This window comes from Flavobacterium sp. 5 (assembly GCF_002813295.1).
Classification (GTDB): Bacteria; Bacteroidota; Bacteroidia; order Flavobacteriales; family Flavobacteriaceae; genus Flavobacterium.
In genome coordinates this window covers 770,353-790,406 of sequence record NZ_PHUE01000001.1, presented here as the reverse complement: position 1 = coordinate 790,406, position 20,054 = coordinate 770,353, and the positions used below count along the sequence as shown (strand labels likewise).

Annotated in this window: 15 protein-coding genes; 3 read left to right on the top strand and 12 right to left on the bottom strand. The window is 33.7% G+C overall.

The annotated features are described in order from the left end of the window. Positions 1 to 3: 3 nt before the first annotated feature. Positions 4 to 471: a DUF1456 family protein gene (locus tag CLU82_RS03240; protein ID WP_100841738.1), complete on the bottom strand. Its 468-nt coding sequence runs from the start codon at positions 469 to 471 to the stop codon at positions 4 to 6. A 170-nt stretch (positions 472 to 641) separates the two neighbouring features. Between CLU82_RS03240 and CLU82_RS03235 the strand changes: the two genes are divergently transcribed. Beyond that, positions 642 to 2,153, top strand: a complete 1,512-nt coding sequence (locus CLU82_RS03235) for a thioredoxin-like domain-containing protein (RefSeq protein ID WP_100841737.1) — start codon at positions 642 to 644, stop codon at positions 2,151 to 2,153. 26 nt (positions 2,154 to 2,179) lie between these two features. Here CLU82_RS03235 and CLU82_RS03230 read toward each other — a convergent pair whose 3' ends face one another. After that, positions 2,180 to 2,986, bottom strand: coding sequence for an alpha/beta hydrolase (locus CLU82_RS03230; protein WP_232735201.1), 807 nt, complete (start codon positions 2,984 to 2,986; stop codon positions 2,180 to 2,182). A 57-nt stretch (positions 2,987 to 3,043) separates the two neighbouring features. On the opposite strand from CLU82_RS03230, the gene CLU82_RS03225 reads away from it, so the two are divergent. Continuing rightward, the gene (locus CLU82_RS03225) at positions 3,044 to 3,445 is read left to right on the top strand and encodes a TerB family tellurite resistance protein (protein WP_100844914.1); all 402 of its coding nucleotides are present in this window, start codon (positions 3,044 to 3,046) and stop codon (positions 3,443 to 3,445) included. Here the strand turns inward: CLU82_RS03225 and uvrB are convergent. The 5 genes from uvrB to CLU82_RS03200 form a co-directional block, all read right to left on the bottom strand. After that, positions 3,442 to 5,433: an excinuclease ABC subunit UvrB gene (gene uvrB, locus CLU82_RS03220; protein WP_100841736.1), complete on the bottom strand. Its 1,992-nt coding sequence runs from the start codon at positions 5,431 to 5,433 to the stop codon at positions 3,442 to 3,444. The two genes, CLU82_RS03225 and uvrB, sit on opposite strands and share 4 nt — an antisense overlap. Before the next feature lie 138 nt (positions 5,434 to 5,571). Next, positions 5,572 to 6,525, bottom strand: a complete 954-nt coding sequence (rlmF, locus tag CLU82_RS03215; protein WP_100841735.1) for a 23S rRNA (adenine(1618)-N(6))-methyltransferase RlmF — start codon at positions 6,523 to 6,525, stop codon at positions 5,572 to 5,574. A 102-nt stretch (positions 6,526 to 6,627) separates the two neighbouring features. Next, positions 6,628 to 6,990, bottom strand: a complete 363-nt coding sequence (locus CLU82_RS03210; RefSeq protein WP_100841734.1) for a DUF2200 domain-containing protein — start codon at positions 6,988 to 6,990, stop codon at positions 6,628 to 6,630. A gap of 54 nt (positions 6,991 to 7,044) precedes the next feature. Beyond that, on the bottom strand, positions 7,045 to 8,223 hold the full coding sequence (locus CLU82_RS03205; RefSeq protein WP_100841733.1) for a serine hydrolase: 1,179 nt from the start codon (positions 8,221 to 8,223) through the stop codon (positions 7,045 to 7,047). An 874-nt stretch (positions 8,224 to 9,097) separates the two neighbouring features. Continuing rightward, entirely contained in the window at positions 9,098 to 10,435 is a 1,338-nt protein-coding gene (locus tag CLU82_RS03200) for an amidohydrolase (protein WP_100841732.1), read from the bottom strand. Between the two features lie 553 nt (positions 10,436 to 10,988). On the opposite strand from CLU82_RS03200, the gene CLU82_RS03195 reads away from it, so the two are divergent. Continuing rightward, the gene (locus tag CLU82_RS03195; RefSeq protein WP_100841731.1) at positions 10,989 to 11,585 is read left to right on the top strand and encodes a hypothetical protein; all 597 of its coding nucleotides are present in this window, start codon (positions 10,989 to 10,991) and stop codon (positions 11,583 to 11,585) included. 91 nt (positions 11,586 to 11,676) lie between these two features. Here CLU82_RS03195 and CLU82_RS03190 read toward each other — a convergent pair whose 3' ends face one another. The 5 genes from CLU82_RS03190 to CLU82_RS03170 form a co-directional block, all read right to left on the bottom strand. Continuing rightward, entirely contained in the window at positions 11,677 to 12,339 is a 663-nt protein-coding gene (locus tag CLU82_RS03190; protein WP_100841730.1) for a thiamine diphosphokinase, read from the bottom strand. A 102-nt stretch (positions 12,340 to 12,441) separates the two neighbouring features. Next, positions 12,442 to 13,278 (bottom strand): DUF4249 family protein, encoded by an 837-nt coding sequence (locus tag CLU82_RS03185; RefSeq protein WP_100841729.1) that lies wholly within the window; start codon positions 13,276 to 13,278, stop codon positions 12,442 to 12,444. Between the two features lie 4 nt (positions 13,279 to 13,282). After that, a complete protein-coding gene (locus tag CLU82_RS03180; RefSeq protein ID WP_100841728.1) occupies positions 13,283 to 15,685 on the bottom strand; it encodes a TonB-dependent receptor in 2,403 nt (800 codons plus the stop codon). A 185-nt stretch (positions 15,686 to 15,870) separates the two neighbouring features. Then, positions 15,871 to 16,917: an alpha/beta hydrolase gene (locus CLU82_RS03175; protein ID WP_100841727.1), complete on the bottom strand. Its 1,047-nt coding sequence runs from the start codon at positions 16,915 to 16,917 to the stop codon at positions 15,871 to 15,873. A 373-nt stretch (positions 16,918 to 17,290) separates the two neighbouring features. After that, positions 17,291 to 19,696, bottom strand: coding sequence for a T9SS type A sorting domain-containing protein (locus tag CLU82_RS03170; protein ID WP_100841726.1), 2,406 nt, complete (start codon positions 19,694 to 19,696; stop codon positions 17,291 to 17,293). Positions 19,697 to 20,054 lie beyond the last annotated feature (358 nt).

Below are 20,054 nucleotides of genomic sequence, written 5' to 3'. Positions count from 1 at the left end.
AGCTTAGGATTTTTTGTTTTTACCAAAATTGTATTTTACTTTTTCTACTGGAGAAGTTTTTCCGTTGCCTTTTGGGAATTCTTTTTTGTTAGGTTTTTTGGCACCAGAACCAGATTTTGATGGGCTTTGGTCTCCTCTGGATTTTTCTGCATCCTTTGGTTTAGCTTTAAATTCTGGTCTGTCTTTTGAAGTTGCTGCCTTCGGAATTTCTGCTTTGTGTTTAGCTAAAACTTCATTTGGGTTTTTAGGGTTTTCTTTGGTTCCTCTTAAATGAATTACCAACCCGTTTAGGAAATTGCGTAAAACCTGATCGCCACATTCCATGTAGTTTTCATGTTTTTCATCACGGAAAAAAGCTCCCAATTCAGATTTTGAAATTCTAAAATCTACCAATTCTAAAATTTCTATTATTTGATCGTCGCGTAACATCAAGGCCACTCGAAGTTTTTTGAATATATCGTTATTTGTCATTTTTTATTATTTAAAGGGCAAAGATAAGCATTTGCAAATTATGAATTATGAATTAAAAATTACGAATTACTGCTGTATAAAATAAATAATCGCGCAGATTTGAAAATACATTTTAATTCTATTATTTTTGAAAGATAAAGTGATACTATTCCTAAAGATTATTTTTTACTATGAAGAAATTTTTAATGTCTTTTGTTTTTTTTGTTTGTTTACAGTTTGCACAAGCACAGACTGGTCATGAGATTAAGATTAATTTGAAAAATTGTAAAGATACTATTGCTTATTTAGCTTTTTACCAATTTGATAAATTGTATATTTCTGATACTTGTAAAAAAGTGGTAAATGGAAATATTGTTTTTAAAGGGAAGAAGAAATTAGACAAAGGTGTTTACTTTTTACTCAGTCAGGACAAAGGGAATTATTTTGATTTCATTATTGATGATCAATCTCAAAAACAACAAATTACTACGGACAAATCTAGTTTAGTAGAAAATTTGAAGGCAATCAACTCTAAACAAAATGAAAATTTCTTTAATTATATTCGTTTTGTTTCTGATAAAAACAAAGAATTCAACAGCTTTAAAAAAGCTATTAAAGAGGAAAAAAAATCTGATTCAACTAAGCTTATCGCTAATGAATTAAAAGTTTTGAATGAAGTTATTCTGCAAAATGATTTAAATTATATTACTCAAAACAAAGGCACCTATCTTTCAGAAATACTCAATTTAAAGACTGAAAAAATAGCTAAGGATGTTCCAAAAGCTTCCAACGGCAGACCCGATAGTATTTATTCTTATACATATTATAAAAAACATTTTTGGGATGGAGTTAATTTCGAAGATGATGCCATGTTAAATAATCCATTTTTTGCTAATAAAATAAAGCAATATTTTAATACCACTGTGGTGCAACATCCAGATTCGATTTGTGCGGAAATTGACAGAATGATGCTAAAAACGAAGCAAGGAACTAAAATGAATATGCTGTTATTGGCTTATTTTACTCAGACCTACGAGATTCCTAAAATTATGGGAATGGATAAAGTGTTTGTATATATGGTTAATAATTATTTTAAAACAGGAAAAGCCAAAGGTGTTTATGATGATAGTGTAATCAAGATTATTATAAACAGGGGTGATGTTTTGGCACCATTACAACTTGGGAAAACTGCTCCCGAATTGTATATGATTGATATACCTGGGCATGATAAAATAGCTAAAATGGGTTTTGATACAGCAAAAACAAGTGATGAAATAACCAAGATTTATTATGCCAATAAGGACGAAATTGAAAAAACATACGTGACATTATCCAGTATAAAAGCAGATTATTTGATTCTTCTTTTTTGGGATGTGGACTGTGGTCATTGCCAAAAAGAAGTACCTAAAATTCTCGAATTATACCATGATTTATTGAAAGAAAATAAAGCTGTTCAGGTTTTTGGGGTTTATACTCAAAACGAATTTGATAAATATAAAAAATACATTGTCGACAATAAGGTAGATTGGATTAATGTTTATGATGGAGTTCATATCAATAACCTAAAAGACAAATACGATGTAGTGACTACACCCGTGATTTATATTTTAGATAAAAATAAAGTCATTAAAGCTAAAGGAATTGGTTCAGAATCTATAAGAAGTATCATTACTCAAATGGAAAAAGAATATTCTAAAAAGTAAATTGCTTTAGAATCTTTGCTAAATTTTTAATAACCTAACCACAGAATTGCATTCGAAAAACCATCTCTCCATAGTTTTTCATTGTGATGACCACCTTTTATAATTACTTTTTTATTAAGGTGTAAGCAATAACAGCGATTGGTATTTAGTAAAAGTTCGATGTGGTCAAGATCTTTAACCATGCTGTCATCATTTCCTTCAGAATCTCCACAGAGGAAATAAATTTTGACTTTTAGTTTTTTACTATTGGTAGTTAAGTCATTTATTTCTGTTCGGTTAATCCAAAAGGCAGGAGAAAAAACACCTGCTTTTCCAAAAACTTCTGGGTATTTTATAACGGCATAATAAGAAGTTAATCCGCCCAATGAACTCCCCATAATTGTGGTGCTTTTGGCATTAGGTTTTGTTCTGTATTTTTTATCGATTTCAGGTTTTAAGGTCTTTACAATAAAATCGAGATACTTATCGGTTTCTCCACCACCATATTTTTCGTTTTTATAAGGAGTTAATTCGTCGATGCGTTTTTCTCCGCCATTTTCAATTCCTACTACAATTACTTGAGCCTTCAAACTATCTAGTTTCTCATCAACATTCCATTCTCCTGCATAAGAGGTTTTTTTGTCAAATAAATTTTGAGCATCATGCATATAAATAACAGGATATTTTTTGGTAGAAGTTTCATAGCCTATTGGTAAATACAACCAAATTTTTCTTGTAGTTTTCAATTGAGGTACTTCCATTGTAAAAATTGAAACTTGTTTGGAAGCGGTACTTTCTTGAGCAGCTGTTATGCCAAAAATTAGAAAAAACGGAATTAGTATAAATATTTTCAAGGCGAATTTATTTTAGATTTAGAAAAAATGAATATTTTAGCTAAAAATACTAATTTGATGAATACCCAGGAAGAAAAAATAAAGTTATTATCGGAGATGATTGCGTTTTCAGTTGTCGATGGCAGATTGCATGAAAGAGAATATCAATTTGTTTGGATAGTGGCTCAGGAACTAGGTCTTAACAAAAATGAATTCAATGAATTGTTTCATCAAGAATTGCCTGACGGAGTTATCAAATCAGAGTTTGAAAGGATTCAGCAATTTTATCGTTTGGCATTGTTAATGCATTGCGACGGTGTTTTGCATTCAAAAGAAGAAGAAGCCATTCGCCAAATTGCAATTAACATGGGATTGAATCCAAGTGCTACTAACCGTATTTTAAAGATGATGAAAGAATCTTCTAATGCGATGATTTCTCCCGAAGTACTTTTAAGCCTTTTCCAAGAGCAACTCAATTAATGAATTTGTTCTTGTAATTTTTTTATCTCATCACGGAATTTTGCTGCCTGCATAAAGTCTAAATCTTTTGCGGCTTTTTCCATTGCTTTTCGTTTTTCGCGAATCAATTTTTCTAAATCTGGTTTTGACATATAAGCAGTTTCGGGTTCTGCTGCTGCATTCATAATATGTCCCAATTCGTATTCTACCAATTTGTTATTGGTAAAGGCACTCTCAATTTTTTTATTTAAAGCCTGAGGGACAATATTGTTCTCTGTATTGAAATTGATTTGTTTGGTTCTTCTATATTCAGTTTCATCAATTGTTTTTTGCATGCTGGCTGTGATTTTGTCGGCATACATAATTGCTTTTCCGTTTAAGTTCCTTGCGGCACGACCAATAGTTTGTGTAAGTGAACGGTGGCTTCTTAAAAATCCTTCTTTGTCAGCATCTAAAATTGCTACCAATGAAACTTCAGGTAAATCCAATCCTTCACGCAATAAATTCACACCAATTAAAACATCAAATATTCCTTTTCGTAAATCCTGCATGATTTCAATTCGTTCTAAAGTATCTACATCTGAGTGAATGTAACGACAACGAATGTTTACTTTAGTTAAGTATTTAGCCAACTCTTCAGCCATTCTTTTGGTCAAAGTGGTTACTAAAACACGTTCGTCTAATTCACATCGTTGCTGAATTTCTTCTATCAAATCATCAATTTGATTCAAACTTGGTCGGATTTCAATAATTGGATCCAATAATCCCGTTGGACGAATAATTTGCTCTACATAAACACCATCACATTTTTGTAATTCATAATCAGCTGGCGTTGCCGAAACATAAATAGTTTGGTTTTGCATCGCTTCAAATTCTTCAAATTTCAATGGTCTATTGTCCATTGCTGCGGGTAATCTAAAACCGTATTCCACCAAATTTTCTTTACGTGAACGGTCACCTCCATACATGGCATGTACTTGTGAAATCGTTACGTGACTTTCATCCACAACCATCAAAAAGTCTTTTGGGAAATAATCCAATAAACAGAAAGGTCTTGTACCAGCTTCTCTGCCGTCGAGGTAACGGGAATAATTTTCAATTCCTGAGCAATACCCCAATTCCCGAATCATTTCTAAATCGAAATTAGTTCGTTCTTCTAAACGTTTTGCTTCTAAATGTTTTCCAGTCTCTTTAAAATAATCTACTTGTTTGACCAAATCCTGTTGGATTTCCCAAATTGCATTTTGCAACACATCTGGAGAAGTTACAAACATATTAGCTGGATAAATAGTAAGTTTTTTGAAGCGTTCAATGACTTTGGAAGTCTTGGTGTCGAAACTTTCGATTTCTTCAATTTCATCACCAAAAAAATGAATCCTAAATGCATCATCGGCATAACTTGGATACACTTCAACTGTATCGCCTTTGATTCTGAAATTACCAGGAGTAAAATCTGCTTCTGTTCTGGAATACAAACTTTGAACCAGACTTTTTAATAATTTGGTTCTTGAAATGATTTGATTGGTTTCGATAGCAATGACGTTCTTTTGAAATTCTACAGGATTTCCAATACCATAAATGCAAGAAACAGATGCGACCACAATAATATCCCTGCGTCCCGATAGGAGCGAAGAAGTAGTGCTTAAACGCATTTTTTCAAGCTCTTCATTAATAGACAAATCTTTTTCGATAAAAACCCCTGTAACGGGCATAAAAGCTTCTGGTTGGTAATAATCGTAGTAGGAAACGAAGTATTCTACAGCATTATTTGGAAAAAACTGTTTGAACTCCGAATATAATTGAGCTGCCAAAGTTTTATTGTGAGCTAAAATTAGAGTTGGCTTTTGCACTTCCTGAATTACATTGGCAACTGTAAATGTTTTTCCTGAGCCTGTAACTCCCAAAAGTGTTTGGAATTGTTCACCTGCCTCAATACCTTGAGCTAATTTCTCAATAGCTTGCGGTTGATCTCCTTTTGGACTATAATCTGAAACTACTTTGAAATCCATGTGCTTTTTTCAAGGTTTAGAATTACAAAGTTACAAAGTTTATTGGCAATGACTAGATTGCAGTTTGAAGATTTGAGACAATAAATTGTAAATTGAGATTAAAATCTTAAATCTGCATAATGTAGTTAGAAAGCTTAATTACTCAAACTTCCAGTTTTCTTGCTGTTCTTCGGTTAAAAATGACCAAGCAACAAATCGGCTGGTTTTTTGGCCTTGAGCCATGTCAATCGTTTTTATAGTTGCAGGTTGTACTTTGGCTAATGTTTTATAAATGCTTTTTAGGTTATCACTTTTAGAAACTAAAGTGGTAAACCATAAACATTGCATAGGGTATTTGGCACTTTCGTAGATCATTTGTTTGATAAATCCGAGTTCACCTCCATCACACCACAATTCGGTATTTTGACCACCGAAGTTCAAAACAGGTTTGTCTATTTTCGGTGCTTTTGGATTCAAATTATTTACTTTTCGAGTAGTGCTTTTTTGTGCTTCTTCGGCAGAATTATGAAAAGGCGGATTGCAAAGTATAAAAGTAAATCTATCTTCGGGTGTGATAATGTTTTTAAAAATAAAACGAGATTCGGTTTGTTGTTGTAAGCTAATAGCCTCGATTAGTTTTGGATTAGCTTCAATAATTTTACTGCAATTTTCGATAGCCTTTAAGTCGATATCAGTACCTACAAAATTCCATCCATAAGTTGCATGACCAAGAATAGGGTAGATACAATTTGAACCTACACCAATATCAAGACCCAATACATTTTCCCCTTCTGGGATTTTTCCTTTATTAGATAAAGCCAACAAATCGGCTAGATAATGAATATAATCTGCACGTCCAGGAATTGGCGGACAAAGATAATTTTTAGGAATGTCCCAATTTTGAATACCGTAATCCGTTTGTAATAAAGCTTGGTTGAGTAATTTTACAGCTTGAGGATCACTAAAATCAATTGTTTCAATGTCATGCTTATTAACAAAAACAAATTTCCCTAGTTCGGGATTATTTTGTGTTAATAGTTCAAAGTTATATCCAAATCGATGAGGATTTCTTGGATGTAAACTTGTCTTTTCGGTATTTTTTATTGATTTCATTTTCTAAATTTCGGTGCAAAGATAGTGAAACCATTTTTGTAATCGGTATAACAGTTGTTTACAGCTATTTTTAGGATGAGAATGAAGTTTGTTTGCGATTTATTAACCACGTAAAATCTTCTCCATTTTTCTGCCTTTTGCCAACTCATCGACCAGCTTATCCAAATAACGAACCTGCTTTGTCAAAGTATTTTCGATTTCCTCGATACGATATCCACATATTACACCGGTTATGAGTTGAGCATTTGGATTTAGCGTAGCTTGTTCGAAGAAGGCTTCGAAAGTTACTTTTTCAGTTATAAGTTCTTGAATTTTATCGTCATCGAAGCCTGTTAGCCATTTTATAACCTGATGCAACTCTTCTTTTGTTCTATCTTTCTTTTCAATCTTTGCGAGATACAAAGGATAGACAGTAGCGAAAGTCATTTTTGCGATACGTTGATTGTGAGTGTCGAGATTATTCATGTTTTTTATTTGAATGTTATTCTTGTAGGCTGTTTTTATAAACCTTCGTATTATTTAGTTCTTTGCATTATAAGGAATATAATTTTCCCATTGCCACGGTGTGAAACTGTCACCAATGGAATACTTTAAAAGTTCCTTAAAAATACTTTCGCCGTTATCATTGTTTGTCATTATGATTATGGCAATTTTTTTATCTGGAAAACAAATAGAATAATGTCCCCAACCATCATCGTGTCCCTCTTTAAAAAAAGCTCTTCCATAAGGTGTCTTGAAAACGCCAATACCCAATCCGTAACTTAATGCTATGGCGTCATTGTCTGTGCTATCAATTTTTGCAAGTGGCCCAAATTGGCGCCTTGATTTGATACGGACTTGTGCTGAAGTCATCTCTATAAAAGCGTTTTTGCTAATTCCTTGTCCTTTTATTAATGCAGTAAAGAATTTAGTATAATCGGAAAGTGTTGTGCTCAATGAACCTGCTGCATTTGGGTTTTGAGTTTGATTGAGTTCATATGGTTCTCCATTTCCATTATGTCCTAAACAAATGTTACTATCAAATTTTTTCTGCCAAATGTAGCTTGTATATTGCATATCCAAAGGTTTGAAAACTCTTTCTTGTGCAATCTCTTCCAGATTCTTTTTTGTAATCTGTTCCAATACAAATTGCAATAAATAAAGCCCTTCGCCTGAGTAACTATAACGTGTACCTGGTTCAAATTTTATTTTAAGTTTTTTATCTTCTTCAATCCAACGCCAATTGGGTAGGCCAGTAGTGTGTGTGAGGCACATTCGGGCAGTGATTTTTTTATATCTCTCGTCATTCTGTAAATCTTTATAGCCACGTTTTTTGCTGGTAAAATCATAATCGGGTAGAGGTTTGGAGAGATATTGATATAAGGGTTTATCCAAATCGATAATTTTTTCATCAACAAATTGCATTACAATATACGCAAAAACAGCTTTTGAAAAGGATGCTCCGTACATAACAGAATTCTGTGTGAGTGGCTCTTTTTTGGGAACATTTGCAAAACCATACGTTTTACTAAAAACGGGTTTATTGTCATTAAAAATAGAAACTGCAACTCCTGAAACATTTGCAGCTTTCATCAAATAATCAATTTTATGCTGAATGCTGTCAACGGAGATTTTTGTTCCATCAATGCGTTTTATTGTTTGTCCGAATGATAAACTTGCGAACAGAATAAAAGTCAAAATGAGTATGCTGTTTTTCATAATGGATCTTTTTTTAAGGTTACAAAAAGTTGTGAATAAATTTAAAAATGACCTCTCAGAATCGGTTGTATGGAACAGGTTTCAAATAGTTTTTTCACAGCCACATGTTTTGCTTTTGACAAAATTAAGATCTTAAGGTTAAGTGTTTTTTGCTAAACGAAAATACGATAAATAACCTTAATTGTATTTAAAACTCTACAGAATCAAGTTGTTAACTTAGTTATAGGTGTATAAAGTTGATGGTATAACTATACTAAATAGTAGGCTATACTATACTAATATGGAGGTTAACTATAACAAATGATAGGGTATGCCATACTAAAATGAAGGCTAGCTATACTAAATGATAGGTTATACTATACTAAAACAATGGCTACACTATACTAAATGATAAGTAGTACCATACTAAAATGTAGGCTGTCTATACTAAATGATAGGTTATACTGTACTAAAATAATGGTTGTACTATACTAAATTATAAGTGGTACTATACTAAAAGCATGGCTGTACTATGATAAATTATAGGTGGTACTATAGTAAAAGATAGGTTCTGCCATACTAAATATATAGTTGTACATGGTAAATGTATATGCAAACTATATAAAACGTATAGTTGGCTATGTGTTTTGTATAGTTTACTCCTGCAAAAGTGCAGTAAATAAATAGTTACTTATGAAACCGAATGCCCTAGCCCCGATAGAGCCGATATCCTTTTTGTATCGATGACAATCGAGGCAAAAAGATAAAGGCGAAAGCGGGAATAGCTCCTGAAAAATAATAACCCATACATTTTTGGAGTTCTAAATCTCTTCAAATGTATGGGTTATGTTCAGTTTGTTTAGAGCAACTTGAGTACTCTATTTTGTGGAGGATGTTATTTTTTTGTCATCTCCATATAGTCCAAGACCAAATTTGACAACGATTTTAATCCTGTTTTTAAAGCTTTGTCGTCAATAATAAATTGAGAGGTATGATGTGGACCAGATGTTTTAGAATCGGCGCCTTTTGGTAAACCACCTATAAAAAAGTACATTCCCGGAACTTTTTTCTGAAAGAATGAAAAATCTTCTGCACCAGTTATGGCGGGTTTCAATAGTACGTTTTCCTTGCCTGCAGATTTTTCCAGGGTAGGCAACATTTCGGCAGTTAGTTTTTCGTTGTTATAAGTAACAGGGTAATAATGCTCGTAAGGTAGGATTACATCGGCAGTAGCGCCAGCAGATTCGGCAGTTTTTTCGGCTACTTGTTTGACTCTGTCGTAAATTAGTTTTTGATCCGAGTCTGAAAAAGTTCTTACAGTACCCAACATTTCTACTTTATCTGAAATTATGTTGTCACGGTTTCCGCCATGAATAGAAGCAATGGTTACTACAGCAGGATTTTCGGTGATGTTTACATTACGGCTTACAATGGTTTGCAGATTATTGATTATTTGTGCCGAAACAACGATCGGATCAATAGCAGACCAAGGGGCAGCTCCATGAGAACCTTTTCCGTTTACAGTAATTTTAAGAGATCCTACGGCAGCCATAATTCCGCCTGGACGATAGCCAATTTTTCCAACTTCAGTTTGTGCATCCATGTGTAATCCAAAAATCACATCTACTTTTGGATTTTCCAATACTCCTTCTTTGATCATAAGAGCTGCGCCACCTTCTTCGCCATAAGGAGCCCCTTCTTCGGCTGGCTGAAAGATAAATTTGACAGTACCTTTTAAGTCTTTTTTCATACCCGATAATATCTCGGCAACCCCCATCAATATCGCTACGTGAGCATCGTGTCCGCAAGCGTGCATAACTGGAGTTTCTTTTCCGTTATAAGTGGTTTTTACTTTTGAAGCAAATGGTAAATCATTTTTTTCTTCGACAGGTAGTGCATCCATATCAGCTCGAAGAGCTACTACTGGTCCGGGTTTATCTCCTTTCAAAATCCCCACTACACCTGTAATCCCCACACCGGTTTTTACTTCAATTCCTAATGATTGTAAATGTTTGGCAATCAAAGCAGCAGTTCGTACTTCACGGTTACCAAGTTCTGGGTTTTGATGTATGTCGTGTCTCCAGTCGATTACTTTTGGTTCAATTTTATCTGCTGCAGTGGCTATAGTTGTTGCATAGTTTTTATTCTGTGCGGTTGTCTTATTGCAAATTACCGTGCTAAAAAACAGGACAGCCGATACACTCAATAGTTGGGAAAGTTGATTTGTTTTCATTTAGGAATATTTTATCTCGTTTATTATTTATGGTTTTTTGGTTTCACCTTTTATTATTTCTGCTAATTTTTTCTTTAATGGTTCAATTTATGATGCCTCAGTTTGTCTTGAAAAACTCTTAATTAGGGACTATTTATTTAAAATTTAAGAATATTTAAAATCCTGATTTTAGCCATTTGTATTGCGAAAAAACAATTGTTTTCCCAAAAATAGGATTTAATTTGTTAAGTAAAGTGTGTTTGTTGTCTTTTTTGTTAAAAATATTATTAGTGTAGTTTGTTTACTAAAATGGTTTTTTTATAATTAAAATATTGTTTTTTGAAACCAAATGCCCTAGCCCCGATAGAGCCGATATCCTTTTTATATCGATGACAATCGAGATAAAAAGATAAAGGCGAAAGCGGGATTAGCTCCAAAAAATGATACTCTTTATTTATTGTAGTTATAAATTACGAATGAGTGTTTTGTGGTAATCATGGTCCTATAAATACAATAAATAGTATAATTGAATGTTTTATATATAGAGGTTTTAATTTTTTAAAGTTTAGATGATATGAAAACAATTTTGTTTTTAATAATGCTTACAGGTATTTCCTTGCAAGGATATGCGCAGGAGGAATTCAATACTAAAAGTATTGCCATTCCAAATAAAAAGATGGATATTAAAAAGGCTAATCCGCCCGAAGAAATCAAGCCAAAAATAGAGCTGCCTGTTGTTGAGAAAAAGCCAGATCCTTTTGAAATTAATCCGGAAGAACTTTTTAAAAATAGAAGTTTATACAAAGAGCCAAAGGATTCGGTAGGAATTTATTATAGACGAAACCAGTATTTAGGAAGTTTTAAAACAAAAACTTTTGCCTCTACAGTTCGTTTTCGGGACGCTGCTTTTGTAGATGGTGATAAAATTAAAATATATCTGAATGATAAGGTGATTGAAGCTGAAGTTCGTTTGGATGGAACCTTTAAAGAGTTCAAAATAAATTTAGTTCCAGGAATTAATAAAATTGATTTTGAAGCTTTGAATGAAGGTTTTGCGTCACCAAATACGGCTCAATTTGAGGTTTATGATGATAAAGGAACTGCTATTACGAGTCAGCCATGGAATGTGGGTACTGGATACAAGGCTACAATTGTATTGGTTAAGGAATGATTTTAAGTTAATAAAGAAAAAACCTCGTTTTAGATAACTAAAACGAGGTTTTTTTATGTAATAAAATGATCGTAATACTGCTCTGAAAATGTTAATCCATACATTCCATTAATAATAAATCCCCATCTGTATAGGTTAGTTTTACTAGTCCATCTTGGACAACTTCATTGCTGCTTCCTGTTCGGTATCCAATAGTGAGGGTGTCATTTTCTAAAGGATAAACTAAGTTTTTGGAATTGATTCCGTTTACAACTCCAACTGGAATTAATGAAATTGGAGTACCAGCGGTATACCATTTTTCAAACGTATTGGGAAGCAAGAATATTTTGGAATGGTCGTCGAGAATTACAATTTTTAGTAGATCACGATAGCGAACAATATTTGTAAGATTGGTAATGGTATGATCGGCACGTTTTCCTGTGGCCCAAACAACATTTGCTGCTGGAATTTGTCTTTCGATGAGGTATTCAAAAGCTTTTTCCAAGTCGGTTTTGTCTTGGTCTGGAGTATGTACAATTTCTATTGGATATTGTTTTGCTTTGTAAATTTCCGGGTCAAATCCACGATCGAAATCACCTAGTAATACATCGACTTTAATTCCCAATTCCAATACTCGTTCTATTGCCGAATCGAGTACGATTACCAATGGAGACCATTCAAGTAGTTGTCCTAATAATTCGGGATTACAAGCGGCACCGTTGGCAATAATTAAAGCTGGTTCTTGGTCGTCGCGAACGATATGGTGTGAAGACATATTTAATTACGAATTATGAATTGACAATTATGAATTAGTAGTCAAAGATAGTGTTTCTTGATTCGTAATTCATAATTGATAATTCGCAATTTTTTAGTGTAACTACTGAATAGTATAGGTATCAGAATCTATTTCAGAAAGATGGAAAAAGCCCAATGGATAATCATCTGGATTGGTTTGATTTACAATGTTTCCTCTTAAGGTAGCTGGTGGGGCCGAAAAAGGGTTTCCTCCATCGGAGCCAGCAATGTTAAGTAACTTATTCATGTAATTATTGTATTGTTCCGTGATTCCTTGTATACTGAATTCTAAAACATCCCCTTTTTTGATTTTGTCGTCTCGATAGAAAGCAAACATTTGATTGCCTTGATAAAATTCGTCAGTAAGTACTCCATATTCAGGATAGGATACGTTAGCATTTTTGGCTCCTACAAGATAAAAGTTATCCTCGGCTCCGTTGTCTTGCCAATAAAATTTAATTTCATAAACATCTTTGCCTTCAATTCCAGGTTTTACAGATTGCTCAGTAGATGCTATTACTGGTGAAGCCATAAACTTAGAAGTTGAGGTGTACGTTTGACCTTTATAAACTACAGTAAGAGCATAGTCATTATTGATAATTGGGTTGAAATTGTTGCAAATATATTCTCCTGTTTGTCCGTCTTCGATAAATTGAAAAGTAACTGGAGTTCCTAATGTTGTGTTGGTAACAGTAACAGTAGCCCCTGTCGCTACAGGGATAGTATTCGAATAATAATCGGTTGTGGTTGTTAGTTTAATTTTTTGAATGTTTCCTGTGGTTTCTTTTTCCCATTTGATTGAAGCATCTATAACTAATTTTGGAGGTGCTGTGTCTAAATCGACATTGATAACATCTTCGCAACTTACAATAGATAAAGAAGTAATTAGTAGTATTATAAAGAGTTTTATGTTTTTCATGGTATTAGAATTTAAAATTATATGAAACAGATGGAACTGCTCCAAAAATGGATAGTTTTACAGCTTCGTTTGCTCCTGTGTCTACATTTTCTCTGAAGCTAATAGAGGCGGCATTTTTTCTATTATAAACATTATAAATGCTAAAAACCCATTCGCCTTGCCATCCTTTCTTTTTAAGCGGTTTTGGTGTATAAGTAGCTGATACATCTAAATGGTGATATAATGGAAGGCTGCTTGCATTTCGTTCGCCATAATTCGGCACTTTAATATCTTGATAAACATACTTTCCATTTGGAAAGGTTACAGGTTGACCTGATTGGAAAGTGAAGTTTCCTCCAAAATTCCATTTTGGGCTTAAAGTGTAATTTCCTGTAAAGGCTAAATTGTGTGTTTTATCATAAGCAGAACGATACCATTCGCCATTATTGATACCTATTTCGTCTGGAGTTCTTCCAGGTGTTCTTTGTTGTGATTTTGATAAAGTATAAGCAATCCAACCATTGAATTTCCCTGTGTTTTTTCGCAGTAATATCTCTAAACCATACGAGCGCATTTCTCCATTAAGAACTACTTGTTCGATGGCTTCGTTGGCAATTAAATTGGCACCATCTATGTAATCCATTCGGTTTTTAATTTTCTTGTAAAAACTTTCCACTTCTAAAGTGTATTCATTGGATGCAAAATTATTAAAATATCCCACCGCTACTTGATCTGCAATTTGTGGCTTGATGTAGTTATCACTTGGGGTCCAAATATCTATTGGGGTTGGAGATGCTGTGTTAGATACCAATTGCAGGTATTGCACCATGCGGTTATAACTAGCTTTAACCGATTGGTTTTGACTTAATTCGTAAGCTACAGAAAGGCGAGGTTCAAAGTTGTCAAAACTAGCAATACTTTTGTTTTTTTTGTAAAAAGTAGTTCCGATTGGAGTTCCTTTTTCGTAAATTTTTAATTCGGAATCGTAAGCTACAGGTTGATTATTTTCGTATAAATTAACTGTAGAACTTCCTAATCGGTTAAAAAGACTATATCGTATTCCGTAGTTGATAGCCAATTTATCGGTTATAATTTGTTCTGCTTCTACGTAAATACCATTTTCAAACGCATATTTCTTTTCTAATTGTTTAAAGTTAACACTAGAATTAGAACCACTTGGATCAATTGTTCCTGGATTGAAATCATAATAAGTAGAGTTAAATCCGTAGTTAAGTTTTAAGTTATTAGATAGGTAATGCTTAAAATCATATTTTAAATTGTAATTTCTAATTCCTGAATTCCAGTTAAACCCAAGGAAATCAAGTGTTAGCCCGTAATAATAATCACTATATATAAGAGATAAATTCGAGAATATTTTATCATTAAAAAGATGATTCCATCTCAAATTTAATGTTGCGTTTCCATACGTATTAGCAAAAGTTTCATTTAAAGAAAAGACATCCCGACCAAAATAACCAGAAAGGAATAAACTATTATTAGTGTTGAGTTTGTAATTCAGCTTTGTATTTAAATCATAAAAATAGGCTGAGTTGTCGTTATTCGCCAATTTTAGAAACAAATGCGCATAGGAAGCACGACCTCCAATTAAGAAAGATCCTTTGTCTTTCACAATTGGTCCTTCGGCAAGAATTCGGCTGGTAATTAATCCAATTCCTCCATTCATGTGGAAATCATTACTATTCCCGTCTTTTTGATAAATATCTAATACAGAAGAAGCTCGTCCACCATATTTAGAAGGAATTCCGCCTTTGTATAATTTTAAATCTTTTATAGCATCGGGGTTAAATACAGAGAAAAATCCAAAAACGTGAGATGAGTTAAAAATCATTGCTTCGTCCAAAAGGATTAAATTTTGATCAGCACCACCACCACGAACGTTAAAACCAGATTGTCCTTCACCAGCATTGGTAACTCCAGGCAGAAATAATATAGATTTTATAACATCAACTTCTCCCATTACAACAGGCATTTTTTTGATAGCCGAAATAGATAGTTTGTTAACACTCATTTCAGGTTTTCGTATGTTGGCTGTTGTCTTTTCAGTACTAATAACTACTTCCTGTAAAAGATTTTCGTTGCCAGTTAATTTGAAATTCTTTTTTGAGTTTTTATTCAATTCAATAGTTTCTTCGATAGTTTCAAATCCCATTGATGTAATCTGAATTTTATAGTTCCCTGCAGGCAGTGTTATGGAGTAGAAACCATACTCATTTGTCATAGCGCCTACTTTTAATTCTGGTATTAAAACATTCACACCAATTAAGGTTTCATTACTGTTAGAATCCGATATGATTCCGCTAAGAGTAAATTTTTGTTTGTGCGTTTCGTCATTTTTTGCCTCTTGTGAGAAAACAGGAAAGGAAAAGAGCAATAACAAGGAAATGTAAATAACTTTCTTTATAATCATTTTTTTGGTTTTGATTTTGCAAATATCAATAGATTGCAATTAAATTCGTACTTAAGATGTGTTAATCTATCGTTAATATCAGAACATGAGAATTTGGATAAAACAAAACCATTTTGTCAAAACAACAATTTTGACAAAATGGTTTATATATGATTTGTAATTAGCTTTTAGCTTGACTTATATAATTATTTGCAATTCCCAATACGGGGATTATTAATTGAACTACATTGAAATTGGTATTTGCTTTGAGCGTAAGCAGGAGTTGGATTATCAGTAACTTCTAATGGTGATAATGCTTGTCCGTTATAACTTGGCATTGTAATCTGTTCAGCTGAACCATTTCCTAATGCAACATTTTTACCAGCAGCACTTCCATTAAAACTGTAGTCGATAAGCGCGTCCAAAAGACGGTAAATACCGTAGTAATCATAGGCGTCAAATGCTGTTTGGGTATTGGGTAAAGTATGTTCGGCAGTATAGGTATAAGTTGGGAGTACACTCTTTTTTATTAAAATAAAATCTTTTTCTGAATTTGAAATATTGATATTTTTGAAAATATCAATAGCTAGCCTATGGTCATTGGTTACATCATCATCATATACTTGCGTAATTAATTTTGTATTTGCTGGAAAACTTTGTAAATCTTCGTCTGTGATTTGGTGTGCATACCACTGCGCCATTGTAAAAATAAAACGACCGTTTTCTCCCCAGCCTTCGTCGATAAATCCTTTATGTGCTAAAGCAAAAGAAGCTCCTCCTCCAAAGGAATGACCCATAAACCCAACTTTAGAAGTATCAATTATATTTGGATAATCTGTTACCGCTTTTTTAAAGCTTTCCCACAAAGTACTGTATCGCTCGTCTATGGTCACGCCTGTTGTTGGATATGGGGCAAAAACAACAACATATCCTTTTTTTGCTATAAATTCATATAATCCAATATTGTAGCTACTTTCTTCACCACCATAGGGATGCGAATAAAATATCGTAGGCCTTGGAGAATTTATCTCCTTTGGATAAAATATAGTTACATTTTTTCCATTATATAATGGACTTGGGAACGATACCTTTGCTACAGTATATTTTCCATCAGCACCATATCCGCTTTGTGGACGTGAAATAGGGCCAGCTAAATCATCATCAACATTAGAAGGTGTGGTCGGTTCTGGATCGTTTTTGGAACATGAAGAAATAAGAAATACAGTTAAAAGAAGTTGTAAAATAACTTTCATAAGCTATGGTTTTACGGTTAGTTAGCTATTGGATAATTTTAAAGATTAAAGGTTTAATTTGTAAATAAAAAATTAAATTTAGTATTCTACATTTCCTGAATTGCCAACGGAAGATCTTCTGTTTTTTCTTTGGCTCTCTTTTTTCCAATTTTATCTACTCTGTATTAGCTAGTCAAAAGACGATTTATCCATTTGTATCACTAAGTGTTCGGTAATGGGTTTTTAGTTTAATGGCTCATATCTTTTTTTTTATATTTTAAATGGGTAAGATTAAATGGCTAATAATATTAGTCAATTAGTATATACATCTTTTAAATAATGCAAAAAAAACACCCGTTTGTTGCGGATGTTTTCAATTAAAATTAGTTCATGTTTATCTTGATGAAATCACTTTTTGGACGCTGCTTTCTCTATCAGTAGTAACTTTTACAAAATAGATTTCATTTTTTTCAGCATTTCGATTAAGGTTCAATTGAACCTCTTTGTTCAAATTACTGTTCGGTTCTTTTTTTGATAGTATTTTGTTTCCTTGAGAATTAAATACTTCAATTAATACTTGAGATGAATAATCAAAATTGTATCTAACAGTGAGTTGGTCTTTGAACGGAACTGGAAACACTGTAAAACCTACTTTTTTGGCATCATCACTTTTTAAAACTTCTTTTGTTGAAGTTGCGGCTGCAATTTTACCAGTTGGAGCTGGACAATCAGTTACCCTGTTATTGCAATTAGCTGTGGCAGCACAGCCTGCTCCAGTTGTAACATCAATTCTTGGATTGATTCCCGCACCAAGTCCATTAAAAATTACAGGTGTGCCTGCTGCAGCAACAATTGTATTTGAAAGAACATTATTCAAGTATAATTTGTAGCTTGTTCCCACAGATGGGCTACACACCTCGATACTACCTGTATTTGGATTTGTACCGCAGAGTGACGGGTCTATTATTTTTAATGATGGGGTAATGGCTGCTGGATTAACTGTAACTGTAACCTCACTCGTTGCAGTCCCGCAAGAAGGAGTGTAGTTGCTGGTAACTGTTAATGTAAAAGTTACTGAGCCAACTCCATTTACATGTACTATTGGAGTAGCCGTAGTTCCACCACTTGATACAGAGCCAACAGCAGTATTCGTTGCTGATCCTGCTTTAACTGTCCATAGCGCATTTCCATTGGAAAAACTTCCGCTTAAGTTGAAATCGTTACCACCAACTTCTGGACATTCTGCTGGCGGAGCAAGTCCTGCACTGGCAGTGGGATTAGGATTTACTGTTAGAGTTCCTGGATCAGATGCTGTACAACTAGTACCAGTTTTAGTAACTACAGCTGTATACACATTGCCGTTGTTGCCTATTGCTAATGTACCAGTAGTGTAAGTTGGGTTTGTTTCACCTGGAATATCATTAGCTCCCAATTTCCATTGATAAGTGTAGCCGGTTCCTACTAAATTAGTCACACTAAAAGTTGCTGTTTGGCCTACACATGCAGGCTGGTTGGCTACTAAAGGTGTTGGATTAGGGGTTATGGTAACATCTACAGAATTGCTTGTTGAATTACAAGTTGCATCATCTGATTCAGAACTTATAACATAATATCCCGTACCAGAAGCTAAGCCAGACCAGGTTAATGGTGAGCCATTACCAGCTTTAGCAGATTGTACCGTAACTGGTGCTGGTGGGGCTCCAGGAGTTGAATCTTGATACAGCTGGTAGTTTATTCCAATTACTGATGATGGTGTTGATGTAATGGTTCCTGTATTTGGGCTTGCACTGCAAATACTGCTTCCAGTCAATACAAGTGGTACAGGGTGTCCTCCAAAGGTGTGATTTACAAAATCCTGTAAAGAAGCATCTATAGACTGTGAATTCCTTGTTTCTAATAAAAAACTTGAAAAACAGCCTTCAATGTCCCTGCCTGCTACATTAAGTTTGATTTGCCCTAAAAAGAAAGCGCCAATTGGATATTGGGCTTCAGCAGGATTTTTATAGGCCCATGTTTGACCATCTATAGTTACCCCAGTAGGAACAGTAACCAGTCCTGAATTTACAATTGCTTTATCATCAACTGAAACGGGAAGAAGTTTAAAAGGTCCATCTGTAGCACCAGCGCCCCCAATGCCAACCCATTGGTAGACTCTGACTCCACTAGTTCCACCACCATTTGTGAAGTTGCTCAAAATCAAAATATCTCCAATAGCATGTGTCCCGGTAAATGGACTCGCTTTTTTCCCATCACCTGTAGAGGCAACATTATTAAGGAAGAACCAAAAACCTATTTGGGCATCTCCATTAATAGAAGCTCTGTCTCCAAAAAAGTATAGATAATCACCAATAATTGCAGCACCTGCATTAGAAATATCCCCTTTGTTGTTGGTTTGACCGTTAGTCCATTCCCATCCACTTGGGAGTATACTGGCATCTTTGGATCCTGTTGTGAACTGACTATCATTAGTGTTGTTGTTATCATGCACAAGAGCTTTCTTGGTGATGGATGCTGCATTTAAAACAGCCGCCCATTCATTTGCATTGACCTGAGCATTGCTTCCATTGGTAAGAGTAATTGTCTGTCCCCAAGAAGCGAAACCTGATAAAAAAATCAAGAGAAGACTAAATAAACACAATGAACTTTGCAGGATTCTATTAAATCTCCTTTGTCCGCCTAATTGTGTTTCTCTATATGATTTCTGTAAATTTAACTCAGTACTATTTCTTTTGGAAAGCAAGCAATATTTCATATCACTCCAGAATGTTTCCAAAAACTTAAAAGTCATTTTTCTTTTCATAATAATTCGATTTTAAGTTAAACCTAAATTATTAGTAAAAAGTTTTAGTAGAAATTGTGGTTTCGAGAGAAGGTAAATTTTTGTTTCATTTATTTCATTTTTTAATTAGACATCTTATAATTTGAGAAAATCATACGTTTATAAATTAGTTTTACACGTGAATTTATACACTAAAAATATTGGAAAATAAAGGTTGAAATAGATTGAGATGGGGTATTAAAAAAAATATTCTATTGTGGGGAGCAATAACTAAATCCTTTTTTACTAGTCTGTAGGTGTAATAAAATTAAAATCAGATATTTAGCAATATTAAAGGTACTGAGTAAGTTTGAGGGTTAATCAAAATATTTGATTAAAT

What these genes read in the sequence shown, in the direction of transcription:
- CLU82_RS03240 (WP_100841738.1), bottom strand. Translation starts at nt 471, where the DNA reads ATGACAAATAACGATATATTCAAAAAACTTCGAGTGGCCTTGATGTTA.
- CLU82_RS03235 (WP_100841737.1), top strand. Translation starts at nt 642, where the DNA reads ATGAAGAAATTTTTAATGTCTTTTGTTTTTTTTGTTTGTTTACAGTTT.
- CLU82_RS03225 (WP_100844914.1), top strand. Translation starts at nt 3,044, where the DNA reads ATGAATACCCAGGAAGAAAAAATAAAGTTATTATCGGAGATGATTGCG.
- uvrB (WP_100841736.1), bottom strand. Translation starts at nt 5,433, where the DNA reads ATGGATTTCAAAGTAGTTTCAGATTATAGTCCAAAAGGAGATCAACCG.
- rlmF (WP_100841735.1), bottom strand. Translation starts at nt 6,525, where the DNA reads ATGAAATCAATAAAAAATACCGAAAAGACAAGTTTACATCCAAGAAAT.
- CLU82_RS03210 (WP_100841734.1), bottom strand. Translation starts at nt 6,990, where the DNA reads ATGAATAATCTCGACACTCACAATCAACGTATCGCAAAAATGACTTTC.
- CLU82_RS03205 (WP_100841733.1), bottom strand. Translation starts at nt 8,223, where the DNA reads ATGAAAAACAGCATACTCATTTTGACTTTTATTCTGTTCGCAAGTTTA.
- CLU82_RS03200 (WP_100841732.1), bottom strand. Translation starts at nt 10,435, where the DNA reads ATGAAAACAAATCAACTTTCCCAACTATTGAGTGTATCGGCTGTCCTG.
- CLU82_RS03195 (WP_100841731.1), top strand. Translation starts at nt 10,989, where the DNA reads ATGAAAACAATTTTGTTTTTAATAATGCTTACAGGTATTTCCTTGCAA.
- CLU82_RS03190 (WP_100841730.1), bottom strand. Translation starts at nt 12,339, where the DNA reads ATGTCTTCACACCATATCGTTCGCGACGACCAAGAACCAGCTTTAATT.
- CLU82_RS03185 (WP_100841729.1), bottom strand. Translation starts at nt 13,278, where the DNA reads ATGAAAAACATAAAACTCTTTATAATACTACTAATTACTTCTTTATCT.
- CLU82_RS03180 (WP_100841728.1), bottom strand. Translation starts at nt 15,685, where the DNA reads ATGATTATAAAGAAAGTTATTTACATTTCCTTGTTATTGCTCTTTTCC.
- CLU82_RS03175 (WP_100841727.1), bottom strand. Translation starts at nt 16,917, where the DNA reads ATGAAAGTTATTTTACAACTTCTTTTAACTGTATTTCTTATTTCTTCA.
- CLU82_RS03170 (WP_100841726.1), bottom strand. Translation starts at nt 19,696, where the DNA reads ATGAAAAGAAAAATGACTTTTAAGTTTTTGGAAACATTCTGGAGTGAT.